Source organism: Curvibacter microcysteis, assembly GCF_028649455.1.
GTDB lineage: Bacteria > Pseudomonadota > Gammaproteobacteria > Burkholderiales > Burkholderiaceae_C > Curvibacter > Curvibacter microcysteis.
Map to the genome: position 1 here is coordinate 25,340 of NZ_JAQSIO010000002.1, position 13,968 is coordinate 39,307.

14 protein-coding genes are annotated in these 13,968 nt (G+C 69.8%); 13 read left to right on the forward strand and 1 reads right to left on the reverse strand.

Features of this window, described 5'->3' with window-relative positions:
- Positions 1-54: 54 nt before the first annotated feature.
- Together PSQ39_RS05240 and PSQ39_RS05245 are read left to right on the forward strand one after the other, a co-directional pair.
- On the forward strand, positions 55-888 hold the full coding sequence (locus PSQ39_RS05240; RefSeq protein ID WP_273925667.1) for an SDR family NAD(P)-dependent oxidoreductase: 834 nt from the start codon (positions 55-57) through the stop codon (positions 886-888).
- Positions 889-899: 11 nt separating this feature from the next.
- A complete protein-coding gene (locus PSQ39_RS05245) occupies positions 900-2,054 on the forward strand; it encodes an acyl-CoA dehydrogenase family protein (protein ID WP_409241993.1) in 1,155 nt (384 codons plus the stop codon).
- A gap of 38 nt (positions 2,055-2,092) precedes the next feature.
- Here the strand turns inward: PSQ39_RS05245 and PSQ39_RS05250 are convergent, their stop codons facing one another.
- Positions 2,093-2,506, reverse strand: a complete 414-nt coding sequence (locus PSQ39_RS05250; RefSeq protein WP_273925668.1) for a DUF2306 domain-containing protein — start codon at positions 2,504-2,506, stop codon at positions 2,093-2,095.
- 191 nt (positions 2,507-2,697) lie between these two features.
- Between PSQ39_RS05250 and PSQ39_RS05255 the strand changes: the two genes are divergently transcribed.
- The 11 genes from PSQ39_RS05255 to PSQ39_RS05305 all read left to right on the forward strand — a co-directional run bounded on the left by PSQ39_RS05255 (position 2,698) and on the right by PSQ39_RS05305 (position 13,963).
- The gene (locus PSQ39_RS05255; protein WP_273925669.1) at positions 2,698-4,458 is read left to right on the forward strand and encodes a long-chain-fatty-acid--CoA ligase; all 1,761 of its coding nucleotides are present in this window, start codon (positions 2,698-2,700) and stop codon (positions 4,456-4,458) included.
- A 51-nt stretch (positions 4,459-4,509) separates the two neighbouring features.
- Positions 4,510-5,304: an SDR family oxidoreductase gene (locus tag PSQ39_RS05260; RefSeq protein WP_273925670.1), complete on the forward strand. Its 795-nt coding sequence runs from the start codon at positions 4,510-4,512 to the stop codon at positions 5,302-5,304.
- Positions 5,305-5,343: 39 nt separating this feature from the next.
- Complete coding sequence (locus PSQ39_RS05265; RefSeq protein WP_273925671.1) at positions 5,344-6,138, forward strand: enoyl-CoA hydratase/isomerase family protein; 795 nt, start codon at positions 5,344-5,346, stop codon at positions 6,136-6,138.
- A gap of 70 nt (positions 6,139-6,208) precedes the next feature.
- Positions 6,209-7,114: an SDR family NAD(P)-dependent oxidoreductase gene (locus PSQ39_RS05270; RefSeq protein WP_273926345.1), complete on the forward strand. Its 906-nt coding sequence runs from the start codon at positions 6,209-6,211 to the stop codon at positions 7,112-7,114.
- 11 nt (positions 7,115-7,125) lie between these two features.
- Positions 7,126-7,527, forward strand: a complete 402-nt coding sequence (locus PSQ39_RS05275; RefSeq protein WP_273925672.1) for a Zn-ribbon domain-containing OB-fold protein — start codon at positions 7,126-7,128, stop codon at positions 7,525-7,527.
- Positions 7,524-8,699 carry a thiolase gene (locus PSQ39_RS05280; protein ID WP_273925673.1) on the forward strand — a complete coding sequence of 392 codons (1,176 nt, stop codon included), beginning with the start codon at positions 7,524-7,526 and terminating at the stop codon, positions 8,697-8,699. Before PSQ39_RS05275 ends, PSQ39_RS05280 begins: the two co-directional genes overlap by 4 nt.
- 24 nt (positions 8,700-8,723) lie before the next feature.
- Entirely contained in the window at positions 8,724-9,878 is a 1,155-nt protein-coding gene (locus PSQ39_RS05285; protein ID WP_273925674.1) for an acyl-CoA dehydrogenase family protein, read from the forward strand.
- On the forward strand, positions 9,875-10,846 hold the full coding sequence (locus PSQ39_RS05290; protein WP_273925675.1) for an NAD(P)H-dependent flavin oxidoreductase: 972 nt from the start codon (positions 9,875-9,877) through the stop codon (positions 10,844-10,846). The genes PSQ39_RS05285 and PSQ39_RS05290 overlap by 4 nt, the downstream gene beginning before the upstream one ends.
- Positions 10,847-10,880: 34 nt before the next feature.
- Positions 10,881-11,330, forward strand: a complete 450-nt coding sequence (locus PSQ39_RS05295) for a PaaI family thioesterase (RefSeq protein WP_273925676.1) — start codon at positions 10,881-10,883, stop codon at positions 11,328-11,330.
- Between the two features lie 57 nt (positions 11,331-11,387).
- Positions 11,388-12,401 (forward strand): Bug family tripartite tricarboxylate transporter substrate binding protein, encoded by a 1,014-nt coding sequence (locus PSQ39_RS05300; RefSeq protein ID WP_273925677.1) that lies wholly within the window; start codon positions 11,388-11,390, stop codon positions 12,399-12,401.
- A gap of 5 nt (positions 12,402-12,406) precedes the next feature.
- A complete protein-coding gene (locus PSQ39_RS05305) occupies positions 12,407-13,963 on the forward strand; it encodes a class I adenylate-forming enzyme family protein (protein WP_273925678.1) in 1,557 nt (518 codons plus the stop codon).
- Positions 13,964-13,968: the final 5 nt, after the last annotated feature.

A 13,968-nucleotide genomic window follows, 5' to 3' on the forward strand; every position in this document is an offset into this window, starting at 1 on the left:
GCTGCGACCGCCCAAGCCCCTTCCTCCCCATTCAACGCAACCCGAATTCAAACCATGAGCATCCTTCCCAAACTCGACGGCAAAGTGGCCCTGGTCTCCGGCTCTGGCCGGGGCATTGGCCGCGAGATCGCCCTCAAGCTCGCCAGCGAAGGCGCCCGCGTGGTCATCAACGACCTGGACGAGGCCCCGGCCCGCCAGACCGTGGCCGAGATCGAAGCCGCCGGGGGCCGCGCCGTGGCCTGCGTGGGCAGCGTCACCGACAGCGGCTTTGCCGAGCGCTTTGTGCAGACCGGCATCGATACCTTTGGCGGCCTGGACATCATCGTCAACAACGCCGGCTACACCTGGGACAACGTGGTGCAGAAGATGAGCGACGAGCAATGGGACGCCATGCTGGCCGTGCACCTGACGGCCCCGTTCCGCATCCTGCGCGCGGCCTCGGCCTTCATCCGCGAGGCCTCGCGCCAGGAGGCCGAAGCGGACCGCGTGGTGTTCCGCAAGGTGGTCAACATCTCGTCCACCTCGGGCGTCTATGGCAACGCGGGCCAGGCCAATTACGCGGCGGCCAAGGCCGGCATCAATGGCCTGACCAAGGCCATGGCCAAGGAGTGGGGGCGTTACAAGGTCAACGTCAACAGCGTGGCCTTTGGCCTGATCAAGACCCGCCTGACCGAGGCCGCGGCCGGTGGCGACGCCAGCATCGACATCGCAGGCCAGCAGATCCGCGTGGGCGTCAACCCGCAAATCCTCAAGAACGCCGAGGCCTTGATTCCCCTGGGCCGGGGCGGCACGCCCGAAGAGGCCGCGGGCGCGGTCTACCTGTTCTGCATCCCCGAGTCCAACTACGTCAGCGGCCAGGTCTTGGTTTGCGGCGGCGGCCGCCCCTGAAGGAACCCACCATGGACGACAGCGTGTTGAGCTTTCCGCGCAGCGTGTTCCGCGAGGACCACGAGGCCTACCGCGACACCGTGCGCCGCTTTCTGACGCGCGAGTGCCTGCCTCGGCAGGCCGCCTGGGACGAGGCCGGCCGCGTCGACCGCGAGACCTGGCTCAAGGCCGGCCGCGAGGGCCTGCTGTGCACCGCCATCGACCCCGACCACGGTGGCGCGGGCGGGGACTTCGGCCACTGCGCCGTGCTGGTGGAAGAGGTGGCCCGCTCCGGCATCAGCGGCCCGGGCTTTCACCTGCACTCGGACATCATCGCCCCCTACATCGAGCGCCTGGGCACCGAGGCGCAAAAGCAGCAGTGGCTGCCGCGCTGCGCCAGCGGCGAGACCATCCTGGCCATCGCCATGAGCGAGCCCGGCGCGGGCAGCGACCTCAAGGCCATCCGCACCACGGCGCGGCGCGAGGGCGATGACTACGTCATCCACGGCGCCAAGACCTTCATCAGCAATGGCCTGAACTGCGACCTGGTGGTGCTGGTGGCCAAGACCGCCCCCGAGCTGGGCGCCAAGGGCACTTCGCTGATCCTGGTCGAGGCCGACCGCCCCGGCTTCCGCAAGGGCCGCAAGCTCGACAAGATGGGGCTCAAGGCGGCCGACACGGCCGAGCTGTTCTTTGACGAGGTGCGCGTGCCGGTCAGCAACCGCCTGGGGGAGGAGGGCCAAGGCTTCAGCTACCTGATGACCGAGCTGGCCCAGGAGCGCCTGATCATCGCCATCGGCGCGGCCGCCAAGCTCGAGGCCATGCTGGCCGAGACCATCCGCTACACCAAGGAGCGCATGGTGTTCGGCAAGCCGCTGTTCGACTTCCAGAACACCCGCTTCAAGCTGGCCGACATCAAGGCCCGCGCCACGGCGGTGCGCATGATGGTCGACCAGTACCTGGCCGAGCACCTGCGCCGCAAGCTGAGCCTGCAAGAGGCCGCCATCGCCAAGCTCTACAGCACCGAAGAACTGGGCCGCTGCCTGGACGAGCTGCTGCAACTCTACGGCGGCTACGGCTACATGATGGAGTACCCCATCTGCCGCGCCTATGTGGACTCGCGTGTCAACCGCATCTACGGCGGCACCAGCGAGGTCATGAAAGAGCTGATCGGTCGCTCGCTCTGAGCCCCCGCCTGCCCCTCAGCCCCATGCGCCAGCGCCCCTCACAGCCAGCCCAGCCATTGGCCCCAGACCAGCTGCCCCAGGTAGCGGCTGGGCAGCAGGGTGAACACGCCCGCGCCCACGCAGGCCGACCAGTACAGCGCCTGCATGGTCTTGCGGTGGGCGCTGATGTTGCGCTTGGCCAGGAACCAGAAGGCCCCGAACAGGCTGAACAAGGTCACCGGCACCAGCACGTGGATGGGCGTGTAGCCCGCCAGGTTGGGCAGCTGGAAGTCGCGGATGAACAGGGCCGAGAAGGCCGTGATCAGCATCAGCGTGACCCAGGCGTAGCCCGCTGCGCGGTGCAGCCAGGGCCGTTGCTTGGCGCCTTGCCGTGCCCACAAGGCCACCGGTCCCAGGACCAGGGCGCCCAAGGCGGCGCTGAGGTGGATGGCGATGGTGGGCGTGAGTTGCATGGTGGGTTCCTTCGGGTGTGTCGCAATGGTTCGCAGTATCGCCACGCGACCCGGGGCGCGCTGCGTGCTTGCGACGGAGTGTCGTCCACGCGCGTGAAAGCCGCTGAGGGCGGCGCGAAATGCAGCCGCCCTGGCGCCGTTGGAACGGCCATGCCGAGCCCGTGCGATGGCCTGGTTTTGGGAGACCGATGATGAACACCCCTCGCGCCTGCGCGCCCCACCACCGCTTTTGGCCGCCAGGTGTGCCGCACACCGTGCGCCCCAGCGCGGTCGGCCTGAGCCACTACCTGGCGGTGGCGGCCCAGCGCTACCCCGACAAGCCCGCGCTGCACTTCTGTGGCCAAAGCCTGAGCTACGCCGCGCTGCAGCAGCGCGTCGAGGCCCTGGCGGCCTGGCTGCAGCGCCGCCTGGGCGTGCGGCCCGGCGACCGCGTGCTGCTGATGAGCCAGAACTGCCCGCAGTACGTGCTGGGCTTTCATGCCCTGCTGCGCCTGGGCGCGGTGGTGGTGCCCGTCAACCCCATGAGCAGCGCCACCGAGCTGGACTGGCTGCAGCGCGACACCGGCGCCCGCGTGGCCCTGCTGGCGCAGGAGCTGCTGCCGCGCGCCCAGGCCCTGCTGCAGTCGGGCGCGCTGCAGGCCGCCGTGGTCCATGCCTATGCCGACGCCATGCACCCCAGCGCCGTGGGCGCCGCGGATTCGCCCTGGCCCGAACCGTTTCACCAGCCACGCCAGGCCCTGACAGGCCCGCAGCTGCACGGCCTGGAAGACGCCCTGGCCGAAGCCGGGCACGCCCGCTGGCAAGTCGACGGTGGGCACCCGGGCCCCGAGGCCCTGGCCGTGTTGCCCTACACCTCGGGCACCACCGGCCACCCCAAGGGCTGCATGCACACCCATGGCACGGTGCTGGCGTCCAACCTGGCCTCCCAGGTCTGGCGCCAGTTGCATGCCGAGTCGGTGTTCTTGAGCGTGGCGCCGCTGTTCCACATGCTGGGCATGCAAAACGGCATGAACCTGCCGCTGACCCTGGGCGCCACCCTGGTCATGATGCCGCGCTGGCACGCGCCCAGCGCCGCGCGCCTGATCGAGCAGCACCGGGTCACGGTCTGGACGGCGCCGCCCAGCATGGTGATTGACTTCTTTGCCCAGCCCGATGTGCTGCAGCGCGACCTGAGCAGCCTGAGCCTGCTGTCCGGCGGGGGCGCGGCCATGCCCGAAGCCGTGGCCACCTTGCTGGCCGAACGCTTTGGCCTGGCCTACAACGAGGCCTATGGCCTGTCGGAGACCGCGGCCTTCCTGCACGCCAATCCGCTGCACCGGGGCAAGCGCCAGTGCCTGGGCGTGCCCACGCCCGGCGTGGTCTCGCGCATCGTGGACCCCGAGACCCTGGCCGAGCTGCCGGCGGGCGAGGTGGGCGAGCTGGTCACCAGCGGCCCCCAAGTCATGCAGGGCTACTGGCGCAACCCGGCGGCCACCGAGGCGGCGTTTTTCGAGCGCGACGGCCTGCGCTTCTTTCGCACCGGCGACCTGGCCAGCGTCGACGAGGACGGCTACTTCTTCATGCGCGACCGGCTCAAACGCATGATCAATGCCTCGGGCTTCAAGGTCTGGCCGGCCGAGGTGGAAAGCGCGCTCTACGAGCACCCCGCCATCCACGAGGCCTGTGTGATCGCGGTGGACGACGCGCGCCGGGGCGAGACCGTCAAGGCCCTGGTGGTGCTCAAGCCCGCGCAGCGCGGCCAGCTCAGCGAGGCCGAGCTGATCGCCTGGGGCCGCGAGCGCATGGCGGTCTACAAGGCGCCGGCCCTGGTCGAGTTTGTCGATCAACTGCCCAAGTCGGGCACCGGCAAGATTTTGTGGCGCGAGCTGCAGGAGGCGCACCGCCAGCGCGCCCAGGCCGCCCCCGCCTCCGCCACTGACCCGGCCCCAGCCACCTCCAGCGCAGCGGCCTGAGCCAAGCCGCAGCCCTTGCCCCCCCTTTTTTTGACCAGGAGCTTTTTCACCATGTTCTTGTCCTCCGATTTCTCAGGCCAGGCCGTGTTTGTGGCCGGCGGCAGCAGCGGCATCAACCTCGGCATCGCGCGCGCCTTTGCCCAGCGCGGTGCGCGGGTGGCGATCGCCAGCCGGTCGGCCGAGCGCGTGGCCGCTGCCGTGGCCGAGTTGCAGGCCCTGGGGGCCGAGGTGCATGGCTTCAGCGCCGATGTGCGCGACCCCGACGCCATCGCCGCGGCGCTGGGCCAGGCCCATGCGCGCCTGGGCGACTTCAGCGTGCTGGTCTCGGGGGCGGCGGGCAACTTTGTGGCGCCGGCCCTGGGCATGTCGGCCAAGGGCTTTCGCACCGTGGTCGACATCGACCTCAACGGCACCTTCAATGTGCTGCGGGCCGGCCATGCCTTTTTGCGCCGGCCGGGCGCTTCGGTGATCAGCATCTCGGCGCCCCAGGCCTTCAACCCCACGCCGCTGCAAGCCCATGTCTGCGCCGCCAAGGCCGGAGTCGACATGCTGACCCGGGTGCTGGCCATGGAGTGGGGCCCCGACGGGGTGCGCGTCAACTCCATCGTGCCTGGCCCGATTGGGGACACCGAAGGCGTGCGCCGCCTGGCCCCGACGCCCGAGGCGCGCCAGGCCATGGCGGCCAGCGTGCCGCTGCGCCGCATGGGCCGCACCGATGAGATCGCCGACATGGCGCTGTTTTTGTCCTCGCCTTACGCGCAGTACGTGACCGGGGCGGTCATCCCGGTCGATGGCGGCAGCTCGCTGGGCGGCGGGCGCGACCTGGGCGCGGCCTTGCAGGCCTGAGCCCCCCTGTTCTTTGATGGATACCCAGGAGACCCCAACATGTCCCAAGCCTTTGAACGCATCCGCTACGAGGTGCGCGACCAAGTCGCCACGCTGACCCTGGACAACGTGCGCGCCCGCAACGCCTTTGACCCCGCCATGCGGGAAGAAATGCGCCAGGTGGTGACCCAGCTGCGCGCCGACCCCCACATCCGCGCCCTGGTGCTGACCGGCGCGGGCGAGCACTTCTGCGCCGGCGGTGACCTGCGCAACATCGCCACCGTGGGCCTGGACAACGCGGGCTGGCGCGCGCGCCTGCAAAGCCTGCACGACTGGCTCAAAGAGCTGATCACGCTGGACCGCCCCGTCATCGCCGCCGTCGACGGCGCCGCCTTTGGCGCCGGCTTCAGCCTGGCCTTGCTGGCCGACTTTGTGATTGCCACGCCGCGGGCGCGCTTTTGCATGTCCTTCATGCGCGTGGGCCTGGTGCCCGACTGCGCGGCCTTCTACACCTTGCCGCGCATTGTCGGCGTGCAGCGTGCCCGCGAGCTGATGCTGTCGGCGCGCGAGGTCAGCGCCCAGGAGGCGCTGCAGCTCGGCATCGCCCTGGAGCTGCACCCGCCCGAACAACTTCAGGCCCGCGCCCAGGCGCTGGCCGCCAGCTTTGTCAACGCCTCGCCCGTGGCCGTGGGCCTGGTCAAGCGGGCGCTGGCAGCGCCCGGCCACGACCTGCCGACCTTGCTGGAGATGGAGGCCAACGCCCAGGCCCTGGCCATGGGCACCGAGGCCCACCGCACGGCGGTGAACCGCTTCCTCAACAAGGAGCCGGCGCTGTTCCAGTGGCCCGCGCTCTGACGTCCTCTTTTTTGCTTTGGATCCCCAACCTTTTTCATCTCAGGAGAACAACATGAGCCAACCCAATCGCATGGTGGAAGGCAAGGTGGTGCTGGTCACCGGCGCCGGTGGCGGCATTGGCCGTGACATCGCCCTGGCCATGGCGCGCGAGGGCGCGCGCTTGGTCGTCAATGACATTGGCGCCTCGGTCAGTGGCGAGGGCAATGACGCCGGCCCGGCCCAGCAGGTGGTGGACGAGATCCGCGCCCTGGGCGGCGAGGCCGTGGCCAACACCGACAGCGTGAGCGAGGCCGCCAGCGCCGGCCGCATCGTGCAGACCGCGCTGGACACCTTTGGCCGCATCGACGTGGTGGTCAACAACGCGGGCATCCTGCGCGACCGCTTTTTCCACAAGATGAGCCTGGACGAGTGGGACGCGGTGATCAAAGTGCACCTGTACGGCGCCTATTACGTGAGCCGCGCGGCATCGACCCACTTCAAGGAGCAGGGCTCGGGCAACTACATCCACATGACCTCGACCTCAGGCCTGATCGGCAACTTCGGCCAGGCCAACTACTCGGCGGCCAAGCTGGGCATCGCGGCCCTGTCCAAGTCCATCGCGCTGGACATGCAGAAGTTCAATGTGCGCAGCAACTGCATCGCACCCTTTGCCTGGAGCCGCATGATCGGCAGCATCCCGACCGAGACCGATGCCGAGAAGGCCCGCGTCGAGCGCATCAAGCAGATGACGCCCGCCAAGATCGCGCCGCTGGCCGTGTGCCTGGCCAGCGATGAGTCCGAGTACGCCAACGGCCAGATCTTTGCCGTGCGCAACAACGAGATCTTCCTGATCAGCCAGCCGCGCCCGGTGCGCTCGGTGCACCGCAGCGAGGGCTGGACGCCCGAGAGCGTGGCCAGCCATGCGCTGCCCGCGCTCAAGGCCATGTTCTTCCCCCTGGACCGCTCGGGTGATGTGTTCACCTGGGACCCGATCTGACGGAGCCCGCCATGAGCAACCCCGCCTCCACACCCAGCACTGGCATCCAGGCCCGCCACCAGGCCGAGCTGGATCAGGGCCGCTTCCTGATCCAGCACTGCGCCGGCTGCGGCCAGCACCTCTACTACCCGCGCGAGCTGTGCCCGCACTGCGGCAGCGAGGCCCTGAGCCTGGTCGCCCCCGTGGGCACCGGCACGGTGTACTCGACCACCGTGATCCGCCGCAAGCCCGAGGCCGGTGGCGACTACAACGTGGCCCTGGTCGACTTGGACGAGGGCGTGCGCCTGATGAGCCGGGTCAGCAACCTGGCGCCCGGGGCGGTGGCCATTGGCCAGCGCGTGCAGGCGCGGGTGCAGCTCAGCGAGGGCCGTGGCCTGGTGCTGTTCGATGCCCTGACCGGAGACGCCGCATGAGCGCCCTGAACGAACTGCGCGGCAGTGCCGCGATTGCCGGCGTCGCCACCTTTGGCTGTGGCGAAGCCCCCGGCTTCACCGACATGGAGCTGCTGGCCCGCTCGGCACGCGCCGCCGTGGCCGACGCCGGCCTGAAGATGAGCGACATCGACGGCCTGTGCACCGCCAGCGCGGGCGCCACCATGTGGGCCATGCCGGTGGTCGAGTACCTGGGCATCCGCCCCACTTACCTCGACAGCACCATGATCGGTGGCTCCAGCTTTGTGGCCCACCTGCTGCCCGCCATGCACGCGCTGCAGTCGGGGCAATGCCAGGCGGTGCTGGTCTGCTACGGCAGCACGCAGCGCACGGCCACCTTTGGGCGGCGCGAGATTGGCGCGGCGCGCAAGTGGCTGGACCCGCAGCCCTACGAGACGCCTTACGAGCCCTTCAACCCGCCCACCGCCTACGCGCTGGCGGCCGCCCGCCACATGCACCAGTACGGCACCACCCGGCGCGACCTGGCCGAGGTGGCCGTGGCCGCGCGCGCCTGGGCCCGCCTCAACCCCGAGGCCTTTGTGCGCGACCCGCTGAGCCTGGACGAGGTGCTGAACGCCCGCATGGTCAGCGACCCCTTGAGCGTGCGCGACTGCTGCCTGGTCACCGATGGCGGCGGCGCCTACGTGCTGGTGCGCGCCGACCGGGCGCGCCACCTGGCCCAGAAGCCGGTGTACGTGCTGGGCAATGCCAGCGCGGTGTGGAACCGGCAGATCTCGTCCATGCACGACCTGACCGTCACGGCGGCCAGCCAGTCGGGTCGCCAGGCCTACGCCATGGCGGGCCTGCGCGCGGCCGACATGGACGTGGTGCAGCTCTACGACGCCTTCACCATCAACACCTTGCTGTTCCTGGAGGACCTGGGCTTTTGCCCCAAGGGCGAGGCGGGCCGTTTTGTGCAGGACGGCGCCATCGCCCCGGGCGGGCGCCTGCCGGTCAACACCAACGGCGGCGGCCTGTCCTGCGTGCACCCGGGCATGTACGGCATCTTCACGCTGATCGAGGCGGTGCGCCAACTGCGCGGCGAGTGCGGCGAGCGCCAGGTCGCGGGCGCCGTGACTGCGCTGGCGCACGGTAACGGCGGCACCTTGTCCAGCCAGGCCACGGCCATCTTGGGCACCGATGCGGCGCTCTGAACCAACTTCACCAGGACCGATGCCATGATTCGCGACGCAAACACCCTGAACGCCTTGCTCGACACCGTCAACCGACTGGTGCGCGAGCGCCTGGTCCCGGCCGAAGCGCTGGTGGCCGAGACCGACGAGATCCCGGCCGACATCGTGCAGGCCATGAAGGACATGGGCCTGTTCGGCCTGACCGTGCCCGAGGCCTACGGCGGCCTGGACCTGACCATGGAGGAGGAGGTCATGGTCATGCTGGCCATGGGCCAGACCTCGCCTTGCTTTCGCTCGCTGTTTGGCACCACGGTGGGCATTGGCTCGCTGGGCATCGTGTTCGACGGCAGCGAAGAACAAAAGGCCAAGTACCTGCCGCGCCTGGCCACGGGCGAGCTGATTGCCTCCTTTGCCTTGACCGAGCCGGATGCGGGCAGCGACGCGGCCTCGCTGCGCACCACCGCCATCCTCGATGGCGACGCCTACGTGGTCAATGGCACCAAGCGCTACATCACCAACTCGCCCGAGGCCGGCCTGTTCACGCTGATGGCGCGCACCAACCTGGCCGACAAAGGCGCGGGCGGGGTGTCGGCCTTCATCGTCGAGGCCAACACGCCGGGCATCACCATCGGCAAGATCGACAAGAAGATGGGCCAGCGCGGCGCCCACACCGCCGACGTGATCTTTGAAAACTGCCGCGTGCCCGTCAGCCAGCTGATGGGCGGGCGCGAAGGCCTGGGCTTCAAGACCGCCATGAAGGTGCTGGAAAAAGGCCGCATCCACATCGCCGCCATTTGCGTGGGCGTGGCCGAGCGCATGCTGCGCGACGCGCTGAACTACGCCATGGAGCGCCAGCAGTTTGGCCAGCCGATTGCCGAGTTCCAGCTGGTGCAAGCCATGTTGGCCGACAGCCAGGCCGAGCTGTACGCGGCACGTTGCATGGTGATCGACGCGGCGCAAAAGCGGGACCAAGGCCTCAACGTGGCCACCGAGGCGTCCTGCTGCAAGCTGTTTGCCAGCGAGATGTGCGGCCGCGTGGCCGACCGCGCGGTGCAGATTTTTGGCGGCGCGGGCTACCTCAGCGAGTACGGCATCGAGCGCTTCTACCGCGACGTGCGCCTGTTCCGCCTGTACGAGGGCACCAGCCAGATCCAGCAGATCGTGATCGCGCGCAACATGGTCAAGGACGCGCGCCGATGAGGACCCGCGTCACCGAGGCCCTGGGCATCCGCTACCCCATCGTGCAAGGCGGCATGCAGTGGGTGGGCAAGGCGCCGCTGGTGGCGGCGGTGTCCAATGCGGGCGGCCTGGGCATCCTGACCGCGCTGACCCAGCCCACGCCCGAGGCGCTGGCGCAAGAGATCGCGCGCACCCGCGCCCTGACCGATCAGCCCTTTGGCGTCAACCTGACCCTGCTGCCCAGCATCAACCCGCCGCCCTACAGCGACTACCTGCAAGCCATCCTGGACAGCGGCATCCGGATCGTCGAGACCGCAGGCAACAGCCCCAAGGACTTCATCGCCCGCATGAAGGACGCGGGCGTCACCATCGTGCACAAATGCACCACGGTGCGCCACGCGCTGTCGGCCGAGAAGAACGGGGTGGACCTGGTCAGCATCGACGGCTTCGAGTGCGCCGGCCACCCAGGCGAGGACGATGTGCCCGGCCTGGTGCTGATCCCGCTGGCGGTGCGCGCGCTGAAGATCCCCGTCATCGCCTCGGGCGGCATCGCCGACGGGCGCGGCCTGGCCGCCGCCCTGGCGCTGGGCGCCGAGGGGGTGAACCTGGGCACGCGCTTTTTGGCTACGCAAGAGGCGCCCGTGCACGAGCACATCAAGCAGGCCCTGCTGCAGGCCAGCGAGCGCGACACGCGGCTCATATTCCGCACGATGCGCAACACCACGCGGGTGCTGAAGAACGCCATCTCCGACGAGGTGGTGGCCACCGAGCAGCGCCCCGGCGGCTGCCGCTTCGAGGACATCCGTCACCTGGTGGCGGGCGCCCGGGGGCGCGACGCGCTGGCCAGCGGCGACACCCAGGGCGGCGTCATCGCCGCCGGCCAGGTGGTGGGCCTGATCGACGACCTGCCGTCTTGCCACGCCTTGATCGAGCGCATGGTGGCCGAGTGCCGCGCCCAACTGGCCCAGGCCAGCCGCTGGGCCGCCTGAGGCCGGCCCCACTTTCATTCTTTGAGGACCTGCCATGGACACCCCCGTGATGACATCCCCCAACGCCTCCGTCGCCCCCCAGGCGCCGATGGACGCCGACACTTCCCGCCTGTTCGCGCAGGTCGCTTTCAACCACCTGCTGGGGCTGCAGCGCGAGTTCGCCCAGGACGGCGTGGCCCGGCTCACCCTGGCGGCCCGCCCCGAGCTGTGCAACAACTTCTTGGTGGTGCATGGCGGGGTGCTGATGTCGATGATGGACAGCGCCATGTCCAGCGCTGCGCTGTCGGCCAGCGGCTTCCAGAAAGCCGTGGTCACCATCGACATGACGACCAGCTTCCACCAGCCCGCGCGCGGCCACCTGACCGCCCACGCCACCTGCCAGGGGGGCGGCAAATCGGTTTGCTTCTGTGAGGCCCGCGTCGAAGACGAGCAGGGCGCCGTGGTGGCCCGCGCCATGGGCACCTTCCGCTACGTGCGGGTCTAGCCCCGCTGCCCCGGCTGCGCTTTCCCTGATCCCCTCAAAACACAACGGAGACACCCCATGCGCGCTTTGATCCTTTCTGCTTCTTCCACCTCACGCCGGCGCGGCCTGGCCGCTCTGGCGTGGGCCGCGCTGGCGACCTGGGGCGCCCCCGCCGCGCTGGCCCAGGGCGGGGCGGCCGGTGGCCAGACCCAGACCCTCCGCCTGGTGGTGGGTTACGCCGCTGGTGGTCCAGTGGACGCCTCGGCGCGCTTGTTTGCGCCCGCCCTGGCCAAGGAGCTGGGCCAGCCCGTGGTGGTGGAAAACCGCCCAGGGGCTGGCGGCGCCATGGGCGGTGATGCCGTGGCCAAGGCCACACCCAACGGGCTGCTGCTGTTCTTTGCCGCCAGCCCGACCATGACCATCAGCCCGCACATCCTCAAGTCCATGGCCTTCGACCCAGCCAAGGACCTGAGCGCGATCGCGCCCATCCTCAGCTACAGCAATGTGCTGGTGATCAACAAGGACCAGCCCTTCAAAACCCTGCCCGAGCTGGTGGCCTATGCGCGCGCCAACCCCGGCAAGCTGGCCTATGGCTCGGCCGGCATGGGGGCCTCCAACCACCTCAGTGGCGAGCTGTTGGCGCTGCGCGCCGGCATCAAGCTGACCCATGTGCCGTACAAGGGCAATGCCCCGGCCATGACCGATGTGATCGGGGGCCAGCTCAGCATGATGTTTGACATCATCGGCAGCGCGCGCAACTACATCAGCAGCCAGCGTGTGCGGCCGCTGGCCGTGACCTCGCGCGAGCGCAATGCCTCCTTGCCCGAGGTGCCCACCATGGCCGAGTCCGGCATTGCCGACTACGAGGTGGGCGGCTGGTACGGCCTGTACGGCCCGGCCCGCATGGCGCCTGAGCTGGTCACCCGGCTCAACGAGGCCACGCGCCGTGCGCTGGCGCAGGACGAACTCAAGGCCAAGCTGATCGAGCAAGGCTACGACCTGTGGACCGGTCCGCCCACCGTGCTGGCCGAGCGCGCCGCGCGCGAGCTGGCCCTCTGGGGCTCGGTGGCCAAGGGCGTGCAGGTGGACTGAACGCGATGAACCTGAACACCGCCACCCCCCAGGCCCGGCCTGCGCCCACGCGCCTGCATCATTTGTTCGAGCGCCGCCTGGCCGCCACGCCCGAGGCACCGTTTTTGTTCCTGCCCGACGGCACTTGGAGCTACGCCCAACTGGGCGCCCAGGTCGACACCTTGGCCGCCGAGTTGGGGGCCCAGGGCGTGCTGCCCGGTGACCGCGTGCTGGCCGTGGCCGAGAACTGCCCCGAGCACATCGCCTTGCTGCTGGCCTGCAGCCGCGTCGGCGCCTGGTCCTGCGGTGTCAACGCACGCATGGCGCGCGGCGAGATCGAGGCCTTCGTGGCCAAGGCCGACCCGCGCCTGGTGTACTTCATCAGCGCGGTCAGCCCCGCCGCGCACGCCCATGGCGAGCTGTTTCAGGCCCAGCCCTCGGCCCTGGCAGGCCTGAGCCGCAGCGCTTCGCGCCCGCAGGCCACGCCCGAGCCTGCGCCCCTGGCCGAGCAGGTGGTGGCCATCATCTTCACCTCGGGCACCACGGGCGCGCCCAAGGGCGTGCTGGTCAGCCATGCCGGCCTGCTGCAGTTTGCCCAGGTGTCGGCCGCTTCGAGGGCGCTGACGCCAGCCGACCGCTCCTATGCCTGCGTGCCCATGACCCACATCTTCGGCCTGGGCACGGTGCTGGCGGCCTCGCTGCACGCGGGCGCGGGCCTGGTCATGCGCAGCCGCTTCGACCCGGCGGATTGCTGGGAAGCCCTGGCCCATCAGCAGGTGTCCAACTTGCAAGGCCCGCCCGCGATGTTCACGCGCCTGCTGGCCTGGCGCGAGGCGCAGGGCGTGGCCGATGGCCCGCCTGTGGCGCCGGCGCTGCGCTACGTCTACACCGGCGCTGCGCCGCTGGACCTGCCGCTCAAACGCGCGGTCGAGGCCTGCTTTGGCCAGCCTTTGCACCACGGCTATGGCCTGTCGGAGTACGCCGGCGCGGCCTGCCTGGTGCCGCGCGGCCAGTGGCGCGACGACAGCGCCGCGGGCTGGCCGGTGGCGGGCGCCGAGTGCCGCATCGTCAACGACGCGGGCCAGGACCTGGCGCCTGGCGAGCGCGGCGAGATCTGGCTGCGCGGCGTGGGCCTGATGCCGGGCTATTTCCGCGACCCGGTCGCCACGGCCCAGGTGATGCGCCCCGGCGGCTGGTACGCCACCGGCGACCTAGGCCAGATCGGGCCCGACGGCGCGCTGCAGGTGGTGGGGCGGCTCAAGGAAATGATCATCCGATCGGGCTTCAACGTCTACCCGGGCGAGGTGGAGAACGTGCTCAACCAGCACCCGCGCGTGCAGCGCTCGGCCGTGGTCGGGCGCCAGGAGTCCGACGGCAACGAGACCGTGCTGGCCTTTGTCGAGACCGTGGGCGGCCAGCCCCTGGATGCGGCCGAACTGGCCGCCTTGCAGGCCCTGCTGCGCGACCAGCTGGCGCCTTACAAGCAACCCAGCCAGATCCTGTCGATCGAGGCCTTGCCCATGACGCACAGCGGCAAGGTGCTCAAGCGCGCCTTGCTGGATCGGCCCGAGGCCCTGAACTGAAGCCC

Bases quoted from the DNA above. Each gene is read 5' to 3' on its own strand.
- PSQ39_RS05250 (WP_273925668.1), bottom strand. From the start codon at position 2,506: ATGCAACTCACGCCCACCATCGCCATCCACCTCAGCGCCGCCTTGGGC.
- PSQ39_RS05260 (WP_273925670.1), top strand. From the start codon at position 4,510: ATGTTCTTGTCCTCCGATTTCTCAGGCCAGGCCGTGTTTGTGGCCGGC.
- PSQ39_RS05270 (WP_273926345.1), top strand. From the start codon at position 6,209: ATGGTGGAAGGCAAGGTGGTGCTGGTCACCGGCGCCGGTGGCGGCATT.
- PSQ39_RS05245 (WP_409241993.1), top strand. From the start codon at position 900: ATGGACGACAGCGTGTTGAGCTTTCCGCGCAGCGTGTTCCGCGAGGAC.
- PSQ39_RS05275 (WP_273925672.1), top strand. From the start codon at position 7,126: ATGAGCAACCCCGCCTCCACACCCAGCACTGGCATCCAGGCCCGCCAC.
- PSQ39_RS05295 (WP_273925676.1), top strand. From the start codon at position 10,881: ATGGACACCCCCGTGATGACATCCCCCAACGCCTCCGTCGCCCCCCAG.
- PSQ39_RS05280 (WP_273925673.1), top strand. From the start codon at position 7,524: ATGAGCGCCCTGAACGAACTGCGCGGCAGTGCCGCGATTGCCGGCGTC.
- PSQ39_RS05265 (WP_273925671.1), top strand. From the start codon at position 5,344: ATGTCCCAAGCCTTTGAACGCATCCGCTACGAGGTGCGCGACCAAGTC.
- PSQ39_RS05240 (WP_273925667.1), top strand. From the start codon at position 55: ATGAGCATCCTTCCCAAACTCGACGGCAAAGTGGCCCTGGTCTCCGGC.
- PSQ39_RS05290 (WP_273925675.1), top strand. From the start codon at position 9,875: ATGAGGACCCGCGTCACCGAGGCCCTGGGCATCCGCTACCCCATCGTG.
- PSQ39_RS05285 (WP_273925674.1), top strand. From the start codon at position 8,724: ATGATTCGCGACGCAAACACCCTGAACGCCTTGCTCGACACCGTCAAC.
- PSQ39_RS05300 (WP_273925677.1), top strand. From the start codon at position 11,388: ATGCGCGCTTTGATCCTTTCTGCTTCTTCCACCTCACGCCGGCGCGGC.
- PSQ39_RS05255 (WP_273925669.1), top strand. From the start codon at position 2,698: ATGAACACCCCTCGCGCCTGCGCGCCCCACCACCGCTTTTGGCCGCCA.
- PSQ39_RS05305 (WP_273925678.1), top strand. From the start codon at position 12,407: ATGAACCTGAACACCGCCACCCCCCAGGCCCGGCCTGCGCCCACGCGC.